This is a genomic window from Bradyrhizobium pachyrhizi (assembly GCF_029714545.1).
GTDB lineage: Bacteria > Pseudomonadota > Alphaproteobacteria > Rhizobiales > Xanthobacteraceae > Bradyrhizobium > Bradyrhizobium pachyrhizi.
The window spans coordinates 1,470,597-1,484,033 of sequence record NZ_CP121667.1 but is presented as its reverse complement, the minus strand read 5'-3'; the positions used below and the strand labels follow the sequence as shown (position 1 = coordinate 1,484,033).

At 65.2% G+C, this 13,437-nt stretch carries 12 protein-coding genes; 5 read left to right on the top strand and 7 right to left on the bottom strand.

Features of this window, described 5'->3' with window-relative positions; all coding sequences use genetic code 11:
* Positions 1-3 precede the first annotated feature (3 nt).
* Genes QA639_RS06695 through QA639_RS06680 form a run of 4 tightly spaced genes read left to right on the top strand, consistent with a single transcriptional unit; the run spans position 4 to position 3,681 of the window.
* On the top strand, positions 4-951 hold the full coding sequence (locus tag QA639_RS06695) for a branched-chain amino acid ABC transporter permease (protein ID WP_283089420.1): 948 nt from the start codon (positions 4-6) through the stop codon (positions 949-951).
* Positions 948-2,240, top strand: coding sequence for a branched-chain amino acid ABC transporter permease (locus tag QA639_RS06690; protein ID WP_283089419.1), 1,293 nt, complete (start codon positions 948-950; stop codon positions 2,238-2,240). Before QA639_RS06695 ends, QA639_RS06690 begins: the two co-directional genes overlap by 4 nt.
* Positions 2,237-2,986, top strand: a complete 750-nt coding sequence (locus QA639_RS06685) for an ABC transporter ATP-binding protein (RefSeq protein ID WP_028332917.1) — start codon at positions 2,237-2,239, stop codon at positions 2,984-2,986. The genes QA639_RS06690 and QA639_RS06685 overlap by 4 nt, the downstream gene beginning before the upstream one ends.
* Positions 2,986-3,681, top strand: coding sequence for an ABC transporter ATP-binding protein (locus QA639_RS06680; protein ID WP_028332916.1), 696 nt, complete (start codon positions 2,986-2,988; stop codon positions 3,679-3,681). Before QA639_RS06685 ends, QA639_RS06680 begins: the two co-directional genes overlap by 1 nt.
* Positions 3,682-3,971: 290 nt before the next feature.
* Here the strand turns inward: QA639_RS06680 and QA639_RS06675 are convergent, their stop codons facing one another.
* Positions 3,972-5,018 (bottom strand): AraC family transcriptional regulator, encoded by a 1,047-nt coding sequence (locus QA639_RS06675; RefSeq protein ID WP_283089418.1) that lies wholly within the window; start codon positions 5,016-5,018, stop codon positions 3,972-3,974.
* A gap of 370 nt (positions 5,019-5,388) precedes the next feature.
* Between QA639_RS06675 and QA639_RS06670 the strand changes: the two genes are divergently transcribed.
* The gene (locus QA639_RS06670) at positions 5,389-5,625 is read left to right on the top strand and encodes a hypothetical protein (protein WP_157344454.1); all 237 of its coding nucleotides are present in this window, start codon (positions 5,389-5,391) and stop codon (positions 5,623-5,625) included.
* 18 nt (positions 5,626-5,643) lie between these two features.
* On the opposite strand, the gene uca is transcribed toward QA639_RS06670, so the two are convergent.
* From uca to QA639_RS06640, 6 genes are read right to left on the bottom strand one after another with little or no spacing between them, the layout of a single operon-like run.
* Positions 5,644-9,186, bottom strand: coding sequence for an urea carboxylase (gene uca, locus QA639_RS06665; RefSeq protein WP_283089417.1), 3,543 nt, complete (start codon positions 9,184-9,186; stop codon positions 5,644-5,646).
* Positions 9,187-9,189: 3 nt separating this feature from the next.
* Positions 9,190-9,843, bottom strand: coding sequence for an urea amidolyase associated protein UAAP2 (locus tag QA639_RS06660; protein WP_028332913.1), 654 nt, complete (start codon positions 9,841-9,843; stop codon positions 9,190-9,192).
* On the bottom strand, positions 9,840-10,685 hold the full coding sequence (locus tag QA639_RS06655; RefSeq protein WP_028332912.1) for an urea amidolyase associated protein UAAP1: 846 nt from the start codon (positions 10,683-10,685) through the stop codon (positions 9,840-9,842). The genes QA639_RS06660 and QA639_RS06655 overlap by 4 nt, the downstream gene beginning before the upstream one ends.
* On the bottom strand, positions 10,682-11,515 hold the full coding sequence (locus QA639_RS06650; protein WP_028332911.1) for an ABC transporter ATP-binding protein: 834 nt from the start codon (positions 11,513-11,515) through the stop codon (positions 10,682-10,684). The genes QA639_RS06655 and QA639_RS06650 overlap by 4 nt, the downstream gene beginning before the upstream one ends.
* Positions 11,512-12,330, bottom strand: coding sequence for an ABC transporter permease (locus tag QA639_RS06645; RefSeq protein WP_028332910.1), 819 nt, complete (start codon positions 12,328-12,330; stop codon positions 11,512-11,514). Before QA639_RS06645 ends, QA639_RS06650 begins: the two co-directional genes overlap by 4 nt.
* A gap of 33 nt (positions 12,331-12,363) precedes the next feature.
* Entirely contained in the window at positions 12,364-13,437 is a 1,074-nt protein-coding gene (locus QA639_RS06640) for a putative urea ABC transporter substrate-binding protein (RefSeq protein ID WP_283089416.1), read from the bottom strand.

The following is a 13,437-nucleotide window of genomic DNA, read 5'->3' as shown; positions in this document are numbered from 1 at the left end:
GCCGTGGCTGAGCTGATCGTCATCTCGACGCTCAACGGCGTCCTGTTCGGCATGCTGCTGTTCCTGTTGTCCAGCGGGCTCACCGTCATCTTCAGCATGATGGGCGTGCTGAACTTCGCGCATGCCAGCTTCTACATGCTTGGCGCGTTTTTCGGCTTTCAACTCACGCGCTGGATCGGATTCTGGCCTGCCCTGGTGCTGGCGCCGCTGCTGGTCGGCGCGGTCGGCATGGCGGTCGAGCGCTATGGCCTGCGCAACACCCACAAGCACGGCCATGTCGCCGAACTGCTGCTGACCTTCGGACTTGCGTTCGCGATCGAAGAGATCGTCTCGATGATCTGGGGCAAGAGCCCGGTCGACTACCGCGTCCCGGCGGCGCTCGACTTCCCCGCCTTCACCGTGTTCTCCACCAATTACCCCGCCTACAAGATCTTCATGCTGGTGATCTCGGTCGTGATCTTCATCGCACTGCTGGTCACCTTGAAGAAGACGCGGGTCGGCCTGATCGTGCAGGCCGCGCTGACCCATCCGAGCATGGTCGGCCATCTCGGCCACAATGTCGGGCGCGTGTTCATGCTGGTGTTCGGCGTCGGCAGCGCGCTCGCGGGTCTCGCCGGCGTCATCGCCGGCCCCTCGCTGGTGACGCAGTCCGACATGGCCGCGCTGCTCGGCCCGATCCTGTTCGTCGTCATCGTGTTCGGCGGCCTCGGCTCGCTCCCCGGCGCCTTCATCGCTTCGCTCCTGATCGGCTTGATCCAGACCTTTGCGGTCGCGCTCAACGGCTCGCTCGCCAGCGTGTTCGGCCCGCTCGATCCGAGCTTCGGCCCCTCGCCGCTCACCGACATCTGGAACGTCACGATCGCGCAGATCGCGCCGATCCTGCCTTATGTGCTGCTGGTGCTGGTCCTGATCTTCCGCCCCATGGGCCTGTTGGGGACCCGCGAGTCATGACCAACGCTTCCACGCCCTCCATCGCCGCGGCCAAGCAGGAGCCCGGCAGCGCCCTGAGCTTCTATGGCGTCTGGCTCCTCGCCGCGGTCGCGCTGGTCGTGCTGCCGCTGGTGTTCGGCACCGGCGGCTCGCTGACCTCGTTCAGCCTGATCGGCATCGCGATCATCTTTGCGCTGTCCTACAACATCCTGCTCGGCCAGACCGGGCTGCTGTCGTTCGGACACGCGGTGCAGTACGGCCTCGGTGGCTTCCTCGCCGTGCATGTCATGAACGCGGTCGCGAACCACAACTGGCCGATCCCGCTGCCGGTGATCCCGCTGGTCGGCGGCATCGGCGGCATGGCGTTCGCCCTCCTCGTCGGCTGGGTGATGACCAAGCGCGCCGGCACCGTGTTCGCGATGATCTCGCTCGGCATCGGCGAACTGGTCGCCTCGTCGTCGCTGATCCTGCGCAGCGTGTTCGGCGGCGAATCCGGCATCACCACCGACCGCACCGCGCTGATGCCAATGTTCGGCTGGACCTTCGGGCCGCAGATCCAAGTCTATTACCTGATCGCGTTCTGGGTGATGGTCTCGGCGATCGCGATGTATGCGCTGACCCGCACGCCGCTCGGGCGGATCTGCAACGCGGTGCGCGACAATCCGGAGCGCGTCGAGTTCATCGGCTACGATCCGCATGTGGTGCGCTATCTCGCCTACATGTTCGCCGGCTTCTTCGCCGGCATCGCCGGCGGGCTGACCGCGATCAATTTCGAGATCGCCAACTCGGCCTATCTCGGCGCGACGCAATCGGGCCTCGTGCTGTTCTCCGCGTTCATCGGCGGCACCGCCTATTTCTTCGGTCCGATCCTCGGCGCCATCCTGGTGACCTATCTGCAGCTCGGGCTGACCAGCGTCACCTCGGTCTGGCAGCTCTATTTCGGCATCATCTTCATCGGCATCGTGATGTTCGCACCCGGCGGCATTGCCGGCATCCTGATGAAGCACCGTCCGCTGATCCGCGCCGGAACGCTTCGTTCCGTGATCCCGTCCTATCTGGTCGCGGCGATCCCGACGCTGGCGCTGGCGCTCGGCATCATCCTGATCATCGAGACCGTTGCGCGCTTCTCGGGCGGCGATGTGATCAACCTGCTCGGCATCCCGTTCGTCGCCACGGCGCCGACGACCTGGGCGGCCGCAGCGGTCCTGCTCGTCGGCGGCTTCCTGGTCGCGCGCATCACCTGGCGGCGCGTTGCGGAAGCCTGGGACCGCGCCGCGACGGTGGCCCGTGACCGGGGGTATCTCGCATGACCGCAGCCATCCAAGTCAACGCCGTCGAGAAGAGCTTCGGCAATGTTGCCATCATCCGCGACCTCAACCTGAGCGTCGCCAAGGGTGAGCGCCACGCCATCATCGGCCCGAACGGCGCCGGCAAGTCGACGACGTTCAATCTGATCAGCGGCCACATCAAGCCGACCTCGGGCGAGATCCGCCTCAACGGCGAGGTGACCTCGGGCTTGCGGCCCTTCGAGATCAACCGGCGCGGGCTGTCGCGCTCGTTCCAGGTCACCAACGTGTTCGCCCGCATGACGGTGTGGGAGAACGTCCGCTGCGCCGTGCTGTGGGCGACCGGCCACCGCTACGCGTTCTGGAAGAACGTCGACAATCTGCCCGAGGTGAAGCAGCGCACCGCGCAGATCCTCGACGACATCCATCTCAGCCACCGCCGCGACGTGCCGGCGGGCCTTCTCACCTATGCCGAGCAGCGCGAGCTCGAGATCGGCATCACGATCGCGGGCGGCGCCAGCGTCATCATGCTGGACGAGCCGACCGCGGGCATGAGCCACGCCGAGACCGAGCGCGCCGTCGCGCTGATCCGCCGCCTCACCGAAGGGCGCACGCTGGTGATCGTCGAGCACGACATGAGCGTGGTGTTCGGCCTCGCCGACCGCATCTCGGTCTTGGTCTACGGCCACATCATCGCCTCCGGCACGCCGGAGGAGATCCGCGGCAACCCGAAGGTCAAGGAAGCCTATCTCGGCGAGGAGGTCGACTGATGCTGGAGGTCAGGAATCTTCACGCCTATTACGGCAAGAGCCACATCCTGCAAGGCGTCGATCTCGACATCGCCGCCGGCGAGGTCGTCAGCTTGCTCGGGCGCAATGGCGTCGGCCGCTCCACCACCGTCAAGGCGATCATGGGCGAGGTGCCGCCGCAGGGCACCATCCGCTTCAAGGGTCGGGATATCGCAGGTCTTCCGAGCCACAAGATCGCACGCCTCGGCCTCGGCTATGTGCCCGAGCATCGCGATATCTTCCCGAGCCTGACGGTTCGCCAGAACCTGATCCTCGGCATCAAGGACCCGCGCCGCCCCGGCAAGTGGCGGCTGCAGGAGATGCTCGACATGTTCCCCAACCTCGCCGCGCGCGCCGACACGCCGGCGGGCGTGCTGTCGGGCGGCGAGAAGCAGATGCTGACCACCTGCCGCACGCTGCTCGGCGACCCCGAATTGATGATGATCGACGAGCCGACCGAAGGTCTCGCGCCGCTGATCGTGCAGCAGGTCGGCGAGCTGATCGCACGGATCGCCAAGGCCGGCGTCGCCATTCTGCTGGTCGAGCAGAAACTCTCGATCGCGATGAAGATCTCCAACCGGGTCTACATCATGGGCCACGGCCGCGTGGTGTTCGAAGGTACCCCCGACCAGCTCAAGAGCAATGCCGCCGTTCGCGAGGAATGGCTCGAGGTGTAGGCGGACACCGGCGGATCGACAAAGCAATCGAACGTCGACGTAGCAGCGCCATCAGTCAGTTCGCGAACACGACCCAGACCAGCGCCACCAAGAGACTGTGGAAACAAATTATCGAAGCCAGGAATAGCCAGTCGTCCCCGGTCATGGGGCCGAAAACCACGGCCGAAGCGCGGCGACAGCGACACGCGAGCTGGGAAAAGAAGTTCGACTGCATGGGACTGCCCTAGCGGAGTACGCTCCGCCAGGTCTTGCTAGTCTGTGCCAGCTAGTTGAGAGCTGGTGTCAGCCCATCACCGATCGCCATTCGAACTGCGATAGGCCCTCGGCGTGAGGCCGGTCCAGCGGACGAACGCGTGTGTGAAGGAAGAGACCTCGCTGTAGCCCAATAGCCATGCGATCTTGGAAATCGGCAGCTCCTCATCTTCGAGGTAATGGCGGGCAAGGGCAATTCGAAACGCCTTGAGAACGTCTGAGAAGTCCACCCCCTCCGAGGACAATGCGCGAGCGAGAGTTCTCCGGCTCATGCCAAGACGACGCGCGACTGCCTCGGCATTGGCTTTGCCGTGCGGAAGCAGCTGGGCAATGTGTCCTTCGACGCGTGACTGCACGCTGCTTCGTCTCGGTGCCCGGTTACGAAGCGCTTCATCGGCATATTGGAGCAACATCCTGTTGAGATGCAAATCGGCACCCACGACAGGTAATGCGCCGATCCGGGACGGAAACAAAAGCTCGTCGCTTTCCGCTGCAAATTCGATCTCGCATCCGAGAAGAGATCGCACATCCGACGGCGTTTCTCGTCTGGAGTGCCTCAGCTTGATTTGCCTTGGGACCAGCCTGCCGTCAGTCAGTGCGCGGCAAATGCGGATCAGGGCAATCAGCCAGAATTCCGCATGGTGACGATCCGACGACCGATCGATGTTGACATATTCGAACCCGATGGCGAAGCCGCGATCCAGAGAGCTCCGCAACCGCACACCCTCGTTGTTAATCGCGCAGTAGCGTCCGCCGATCTGCAAGGCGTCAACGAGATGCTCCGATGAAGCCATGACGTAGTACAGAAGCCCGATCTCGCCGAGCTCGAAGCCTTGAGCCAGATGGAGTCCGAAGCAGTCGTCCTGCAATTCCCTTGCGGCGAGTTCGAGCAGCCTGACCTGCGCTCGTGCATCGATGCGGCGCTTGCGGTCCTCGACGTCGTCGATTGCCAAGCCTGCAGCTGACACGATCGGGACCGGATCAACCTGCGCATCGCGCAGCCGGGCACATGCGAGACGCGCGATTCCCCCGGCGGAGCTCGGTATCGACGGCAAGGCGCTTTCACGGCGTGTGGCGGCTTTCATTCGGCACCGAACTATGTTCGTGGCTCAACGTCGGGAGCTTCCAGGATCGTATCTTGACCTATGTCAAACGAGCTCATGGGTTCGAGGCATCCGGTCTGACACCTTCTCGCAATTTAACGACCCAGGATCACAAGACGCAACGGACGCAAATCGTCTAGCCGATTGCTTCGCGGCCACTCCATTTCTGCCTTGAAACGACGGCAGTCGGCTTCCAATGGGCCCGCGCAGGGGCGAACTCGTCATGAGCTTGGTCAAGCATGCAAATTCGCTGGGACAGGCGATTGGCGCCGAAGCGAACAGCCATATGAGCTAGGTCGTGGTTCGACAAACACCTGCCCAGCATAGCGGCATTCATCGTTCAATTCATTACATGATCATTGAAGGCGAGACTGCGGGCACCTGGCGTTACTCGTTCTCCATCGGCGATCGCAACTACTCGGGAACGGTTCAGGCGGTCCTTGGATTGCTGGCGGCACGCCGCGTAAGGATGAAGATCGATCGGGTGTTAAGGCAAAACGCGTCAATTGATCATCAAAGCCGGCAGCGGGTGGAGAAAGAGGTCGAGACGCCCGCTCCGCTCGTCCCACCGGCCGATCCCAAGGGCTAGCGCGGCTGCGTAGCTGCGCTAGCCCGGCCGGAGCAACGCCACTACGTCGCCCGCGCGCAGCGTCTGGCCGGGCTTCACCGGCACCGAGGCGATGCGCCCTGCCGCGGGCGCGTGCACGGAGATCTCCATCTTCATCGACTCGATGATGGCGAGCACGTCGCCGGCCGCGACCTTGGCGCCTTCCTCGACCAGCACCTTCCAGATGTTACCAGGCACTTCGGAGAACGCGCCGATCTGACCGTCGGGAATCCCCGTTGCGGCGGCTGCCGCATCGATCGTTTCAGCCGGCGCCTCGTCGAGCTTCATCTCGCGCCAGCGCTGGCGCTCGGCGTCGAACGCGGCCTGCTGCGTTGCCTTGAACGCGGCGATCGATGGCTTGGCGTCGGCCAGTGTCCTGGCGTAGTCGGCGTAGGAGAACTCGCCCTCTTCGATCCTGATGTCGTATTGGCCGTGCGGGAACTCGGCGCGGGCGTCGAGGAGTTCATCGGCGTCGACCGGGAAGAAGCGGATCTTGTCGAAGAACCGCAGCAGCCAGGGATGGCCCGGCTCGAACACCTGCGTGGTGCGCCAGGTGTTCCAGACCTGGATGGTGCGGCCGAACAGCTGGTAGCCGCCCGGCCCTTCCATGCCGTAGATGCACATATAGGCGCCGCCGATGCCGACCGCGTTCTCCGGCGTCCAGGTCCGCGCCGGGTTGTACTTCGTGGTCACCAGCCGATGCCGCGGGTCGAGCGGCGTCGCCACCGGCGCGCCGAGATAGACGTCGCCGAGGCCGAGCACGAAATAATCCGCGTCGAACACGATGCGGCGAACGTCGTCCTCGCTCGCAAGTCCGTTGATGCGCCGGATGAACTCGACATTCGACGGACACCATGGCGCGTCCGCGCGCACCAGCTCCTGATATTTGCGCATCGCAAGCTCGGCCTGCGGATCGCGCCACGACAGCGGCAGATGCACGGTCCGGCTCGGCACCCGCATCGCGTCGACCGGCGGCAACTCGCGCTCGATCCGCTTGAGCACGTCGAGCAGCTTTTGCCGTGGCAGCGCCGTGCCGTCGTAATGGATCTGCAGCGAGCGGATGCCGGGTGTCAAATCGACAAGGCCGGCGAGCTTCGCCTCTTCCAGCGCCTGCGCCAGCACGTGCACACGCAGCCGCAGCGCGATGTCGAGTTCCATCGGACCATATTCGACCAGGAGATTGTCGTCGCCGGCGCGCCGATAGACCACCGGGATCCGGCCGTCGTCATTCCGACCAATGATCGCCGATCCGAGCTCGGGCGCGCGCAGCACCGTGGTGCCGGCAACCGGATCGTCGCGTTTAACCGGCACGAAGCGGACCGTGTCGCCGGGCCGGAGCTGGCCGACCTTCCAGAGCTCGTCGCGGGCGACGACCGCCGGACAGACGAAGCCGCCGAGGCTCGGTCCGTCGGGCCCGAGAATGATCGGCATGTCGCCGGTAAAGTCGATCGAGCCGACCGCATAGGCGTTGTCATGGATGTTCGACGGATGCAGCCCGGCCTCGCCGCCGTCGGCGCGGGCCCAGCGCGGCTTCGGCCCGATCAGCCGCACGCCGGTGCGGGCGCTGTTGAAATGCACCTCATAGCTCGCCGCGAACAGCGTCTCGATATCCTCGTCGAGGAAGAAATCCGGCGCGCCGTGCGGGCCATAGACCACGCCGATCTGCCACGCCGATGTGAGCTGCGGCCGCTCGTCCTCCGTGGCGCGCCGCGGCGCCGCAAGGCCCGATGGCTCGGCACCGATATGCAAGACGTCGCCGGCCTTCAGCGATCCCGTCGCATGGCCGCCGAAGGCGCCGAGCGCAAACACAGCGCGCGACCCGAGAATTTCGGGCACGTCGATGCCGCCGCGCACGGCGAGATAGGTGCGCTGGCCCGGGCCCTTGATGCTGCCGATGGCAAGCGTCTGGCCGGCGCGTATCGCGAGCGGCTCATCGTAGGCGACATCGGCGCCGTCGAGCGACGCCTTCATCTGCGCGCCCGATAGCGCGACGATCGCATCGGTGTTGAAGCGCAAGGTCGGCCCGTTGACCGTCAGCTCCAGTGCGGTCGTCGTCTCCGGATTGCCGACCACGCGATTGGCGAGGCGAAACGACCGTTCGTCCATCGGGCCGCTCGGCGGCACGCCGACATGCCAGAGATGCAGCCGGCCGGGCAATTCCTGCACCCCGCTCTGCGCCCCCGGCGCGACGACGTCGATGGTGTGCGGGCGATAAGCGAATGCGCCAAGCACACTGGTCGCGACCTGGCCGCTGCGGAACACGTCGGAGGCTGCTATCGCGCGCAGATAGTCCAGATTGGTCTCGATGCCGGCGACGACCGTATCGTCCAGCGCCTTCGAAAGCCGCGCGATCGCGGCCTCGCGCGTCTCGGCTGAAACGATGATCTTGGCCAGCATCGGATCGTAGAACGGCGACACTTCGGTGCCGGTCTCTATCCAGCCGTCGATTCGCGCATCCGGCGAAAAGCTGACCTGCGTCAGCCGGCCCGCGCTCGGGCGGAAGCCGGCGCCCGGGTTCTCGGCATAGAGCCGCACCTCGATCGCCGCGCCCTTTGGTGCAAGCGCGCCCGCCTGGCCGAGCACATCCTCGCGGGCCGCCTGCCGTATCATCCATTCGACGAGGTCGACGCCAGTGACCTGCTCGGTGACGGGATGCTCGACCTGCAGGCGGGTGTTCACCTCGAGGAAATAGAAATCGTCGCGCTCGACGTCGTAGATGAACTCCACCGTGCCGGCGGACTCGTACGACACGGCCTTGCCGAGCGACACCGCGGCCGCGTGCAGCCGCCGGCGGATGTCGGCGGATAGCCCCGGCGCGGGCGTCTCCTCAAAGACCTTCTGATTGCGCCGTTGCAGCGAGCAATCGCGTTCACCGAGCGCCACCACGCCGCCCTTGCCATTGCCGAAGATTTGCACCTCGATATGCCGCGCTCGCGCAACGAACCGCTCGAGATAGACCCGGGCGTCGCCGAAGCTGGCCCGCGCCGTGCGCTGCACCGATTCGAATCGCTCGCGCAGCGTCGCCATGTCGTGGCAGAGCTGCATCCCGATGCCGCCGCCGCCCGCCGTGCTCTTCAACATCACCGGAAAGCCGATTGCTTCGGCCTCGCGCACCGCCTCGTCGATCGTCTCCAGCAGGCCGGAGCCCGGCAGCAGCGGCACGCCGCTGCGCTCGGCGATCTCGCGTGCCTTGTGCTTGAGGCCGAAGGCGTCGAGATGCTCAGGCCGCGGCCCGATGAACTTGATGCCGTGCTCGGCGAGCCGCTCGGCGAAACGGCGGTTCTCCGACAGGAAGCCGTAACCGGGATGCACCGCCTGCGCACCGGTCGCAAGGCACGCCGCCATGATCGCATCGACGTTGAGATAGCTCTCCGCGGCGGGCGGAGGACCGATCCGCACTGCCTCGTCGGCGTCGAGCACCGGCCGGGTGAAACGGTCGGCGTCGGAATAGACCGCGACCGAACCGATGCCCATGCGGCGCAATGTTCTGCCGATCCGCCCGGCGATCTCGCCGCGGTTGGCAATCAGGACCTTGCTGAACATGCCTCACGCCTCCGGCTCGACGATCGCGACGTCGAAGATCGTCACCTGCACCGGCGTCGGGAAGAAACCGTTGCAGGGATTGTTGATCTGCGGGCAGTTCGATATCAGGCACAGCACGTCCATCTCGGCGACCAGCTCGATGGCGTCACCGGGCTTGGAGACGCCATCGACCACGGTGAAATTGCCGGCGGGATCGATCGGCACGTTCATGAAGAAGTTGAGATTCGGCACGATGTCCCGCTTCGACATGCCGTATTTCGCGGCTTCGATCACGAAATTCTCGCGACAGGCGTGCTGGTAGCGGGTCTGGTGCCCGAACCGCACGGTGTTGCTCTCGCAGGAGCAGGCGCCCGCCGAGGTGTCGTGCAGGCCGCAACTGTCGGCCGTCACGCGCAACATCACGCGGCCTTCGTTGGACATGATCCTGGTGCCGAGCCCAACATAGGCCGAGCCCTGCGCGCGCAGCGTATCCTGGCCACTGTAGCGCTCGCCGAAATCACTGGCGCAATAGAACAGCGTATCGACCGCCTGCTGGCCGTGGCTATCGGTGATCCGCAGCGTCTGCCCCTTGCGGATGATCGCCGACCACGGCTTGCGCGCGGGAATTTCGACATCGAGAACGATGCGGCCGCCGGTGCGAACAGATTGCGTGGTCATCGCACGGCTCCTTCCAGGGTTTCGCCGAAATACAGCGCATTGTTCTGACAGGCGCGGACTGCTTCCGCGGTGGCAGTCCGGCACAGATCGTCGGCCGCCGGCGCGGCCGCGCGATAGCGCACGATCTCCACGTTCGCCTGCGGATAGGTTTTGGCGGGATCGAGCGGATGCGGGCAGTTCGACAGCGCGATCAGAAGCTCCATCTCCGCGCGCAGGTCGACGAAATCGCCCTGCTGCCGCCGCTGCTCCGACCAGACGAACTTGCCGTCGGCGTCGATCGCGACCGGTGCGAAGAAGCTGACACAGGGATGGACGTCGCGGCGATCTAGCCCAAGCTTGGTCGCGGCGAGAATGAAATTGTCGCGCGTGTTGCGGAAATTGCCGTCGCCGTATTTGGCCTGGTTGGTCGTCGCGGTCGAGCCGCCGACCACCGCATCATGCGCGGCGCTGCTGTCCTCGGTAATGCCGAGCAGCGCGCGCCCCATGTCGGACAGCAGCACCCGCCCCTTCTGCAGCCGCGCCGCCCACTGCACCTTGATGGTGTCGGCGTGGTTGAGCCGCTCGGTGGTGTCGGCACTGTTCCAGGCGAGCAGGCTGACGGTCGACGTCCCCGACGTGTTGACGATGCGCAGGGTATCACCGCGGTTCAGCCGCGTGGTCCAGTACCAGCCGGACGGGATCGTCTCACGGTGCATGACCGTGTCGGCATCGATCGGCGCGGCGTCGCGCGCAGTCGGCGCCGGCAGTGCGCGCGGCGCGTGCTCCTGTCCCGCCGCCTTCAGCTCGTTATACCGCCGGGTATGCGCCGCGATCTCGGCCTTCTGTTCCTCTGATAGGATCATGGTTGCTCCTTCAAGACGAGAGCGCCGGGCCGTCCCGGCTGATGCTCCTTGCCTGACCGGGTCGTCCCGGTCGGAGCTGGTTGAACTGACGATCGCAGCTCTGCGCTGCGGCGCGGAAAGATCTCGAGGTCGCGCGACACCGTGGCGCCGTAGCGGTCGCGCTCCTCCGGCCGGTTGCGCTGCCGCTCCAGCGCGATCACCCGCGTCGCGAGCCCGAAGGCTTCACTGAGGTCATGCGTCACCATCACGACGGTGAGATGGGTCTCGTTCCAGAGCCGCTTCATCAGAAGGTGAATGTCGGCGCGGATTCCCGGATCGAGCGCGCCGAACGGCTCGTCGAGCAGCAGGATCTTCGGGCCGCGCATGATCGCCTGCGCCAGCGCGAGCCGCTGCTGCATGCCGCCCGACAAAGCGGACGGATATTTGCCCTCCTGGCCGGCGAGCCCGACCTCGGCGAGCAGCTTTATCGCTTCGTCGGCGGCGGCGCGCCGCGCGGCGCCGAACAGCCGGCCGGTGAATTTGGCGTCGCGCAGTTCGCGCCCGAACATGACGTTCTGCAAGACCGTCAGATGCGGAAACACCGAGTAGCGCTGGAACACCACGCCGCGGTCGGCGTCCGGCTCGCCGGGCAACGGCTTGCCGTCGACCAGGATCTGGCCGCGGGTCGGCTGCTCCTCGCCGAGCAACATGCGGAGCAGCGTGGTCTTGCCGCAGCCGGACGGGCCGACCAGCGCAATGAAGGCGCGCGGTTCGACCTCCATCGTGATGCGCTCGAGCACGATGTGGTCGCCATATTCCTTCCAGACGTCGTCGAAGCGGATTGCGCTCATTCCGCCCTCACCGAGGCAAACCACGGAAACAACCGTCGCTGCATGACGCGCAGGCCGACATCGATCAGGAACGCCAGCAGCGTGATCCAGGCGACGTAGGGAATGATGACGTCCATCGCGAGATAGCGGCGCACCAGGAAGATCCGGTAGCCGAGCCCGGAATCGGAGGCGATCGCCTCGGCCGCGATCAGGAACAGCCACGCCGGCCCGAGCTGCAGGCGCAGCACGTCGATCAGCCGCGGCAGGGTTTGCGGCATCGCGACGCGCAGCGCGATCTGCCAGGTCGAGGCGCCGAGTGTCTGCGCCTTGACGATCTGCTCGCGCGGCAGCTCCTGCACCTTCATGGCGAGATCGCGGATCATGCAAGGCAGCGTCCCAATCACGATCAGCGCAATCTTGGAATTCTCCCCGAGCCCCATCACGATGAACAGGATCGGCAACAGCGCCAGCGGCGGCACCATCGAGGTGACAGACACGAACGGCCCGAGCAGGGCGTTGGCGCCCGGCAACAGCCCGATCACGATGCCGAGCACCAGCGCAGCCACCGTCGAGATCGCCAGCGCCGAGCCCAGTCGCCCCAGGCTGGCGACGGTGTCGGAGGCCATCAGATAGCCGCCGGTGCGTGGGTCGACCTCGAACGCCATCTGCTTGACCGCCTGCACCATGCTCGGCAGCGCAGGCAGCAGCTTGTCGTTCGGGTTCTGCGCGAGCCGCGCGCTGGAGCCGGCGAAGTACGCGATTGCGACCAATACGAACGGCAGCGCGAGCAGATAGAATCGCGTCTGCCGTCCCGGCCGTATGTTCACAAGTCGCATGGTCAGCTCCGGCTTGAGGCGACGCGCTGCGCGTCAGAGCTTGCCCTTGGCGGCTTCGTCCATGTAGGTCGGGTCGAAGCGCAGCTTGACATTCGACTTGTCGCCCAGCACCGACTTGTCGGCGAGTTCGATGCCGACGGCGTCAGCCGATTTCGCCCCCTTGCCGAGCAGGTCCTTCTCGAACAGGAATTTGCGCACGCGATCCATCGTCGCCCCGACGGTCTTGCTGCGCGTAAAAGCTTCAGCATCGGTTGCCTTGTCAAACAGTTTTGTGGTCGAGAGCTGGCTGTCGAAGCCCGCAAGGTCGGTGCCGGAGGCCTTTGCCATCGCCTCCTTGGCGGCCTTCGCGGCGGCATCGTTCGCCGTCATCTTGGACAGCGTCTCGTACCAGATGCCGACCAGCGCCTTGGCGAAACCCGGATTGTCCTTGGCGACTGCGGTGTTCACCACCATCAGGTCCATGATCTCGCCGGGGATCTGCGAGGAATCGAACACCTTCTTCGCGTCGGACGAGCCGAGGATTTCGGTTACGATCGGATTCCAGGTCACCACCGCGCTGACGTCAGGCGTCTTGTAGGCGGCCGCGATATCGGCGTCGGAGGTGTTGATGACCTTGACGTCCTTCTCGCTCAGCTTGCTGGTCTCGAGCGCGCGCGCCAGCAGATAATGCGACACCGAAAACTCGACCAGGTTGACCGTCTGGCCCTTGATCGCGGCGAGATCGGTCTTGTTCTTCAGGATCACCGCATCGTTGCCGTTGGAGAAATCGCCCATCACGACCGCGGTGGTGTCGACGCCACCGGCTGCCGGAATCGAGAGTGCGTCCATGTTGGTGATGGTGACGGCGTCATAGCCGCCGGCGGTGTACTGGTTGATCGATTCGACGTAGTCGTTGAACTGCTTGACCTCGATCGCGATGCCGTATTTGTCGGCCCATTTCTTGACGATGCCGGTGTCGGCCGCATAGCCCCACGGCATCCATCCGACATAGATCGACCAGGCGACCTTGAAGCTTTTCTTCGGCGCGGCGTCGGCCGCAGGCACAGCCGCCAGCGCGACCGCGCAGCCGATGACAACAGAGCGAAGGAAGAAAACGAATTTGTTCAT

Bases quoted from the DNA above. Each gene is read 5' to 3' on its own strand.
- QA639_RS06690 (WP_283089419.1), top strand. From the start codon at position 948: ATGACCAACGCTTCCACGCCCTCCATCGCCGCGGCCAAGCAGGAGCCC.
- QA639_RS06685 (WP_028332917.1), top strand. From the start codon at position 2,237: ATGACCGCAGCCATCCAAGTCAACGCCGTCGAGAAGAGCTTCGGCAAT.
- QA639_RS06680 (WP_028332916.1), top strand. From the start codon at position 2,986: ATGCTGGAGGTCAGGAATCTTCACGCCTATTACGGCAAGAGCCACATC.
- QA639_RS06675 (WP_283089418.1), bottom strand. From the start codon at position 5,018: ATGAAAGCCGCCACACGCCGTGAAAGCGCCTTGCCGTCGATACCGAGC.
- QA639_RS06670 (WP_157344454.1), top strand. From the start codon at position 5,389: ATGATCATTGAAGGCGAGACTGCGGGCACCTGGCGTTACTCGTTCTCC.
- uca (WP_283089417.1), bottom strand. From the start codon at position 9,186: ATGTTCAGCAAGGTCCTGATTGCCAACCGCGGCGAGATCGCCGGGCGG.
- QA639_RS06660 (WP_028332913.1), bottom strand. From the start codon at position 9,843: ATGACCACGCAATCTGTTCGCACCGGCGGCCGCATCGTTCTCGATGTC.
- QA639_RS06655 (WP_028332912.1), bottom strand. From the start codon at position 10,685: ATGATCCTATCAGAGGAACAGAAGGCCGAGATCGCGGCGCATACCCGG.
- QA639_RS06650 (WP_028332911.1), bottom strand. From the start codon at position 11,515: ATGAGCGCAATCCGCTTCGACGACGTCTGGAAGGAATATGGCGACCAC.
- QA639_RS06645 (WP_028332910.1), bottom strand. From the start codon at position 12,330: ATGCGACTTGTGAACATACGGCCGGGACGGCAGACGCGATTCTATCTG.
- QA639_RS06640 (WP_283089416.1), bottom strand. From the start codon at position 13,437: ATGAACAAATTCGTTTTCTTCCTTCGCTCTGTTGTCATCGGCTGCGCG.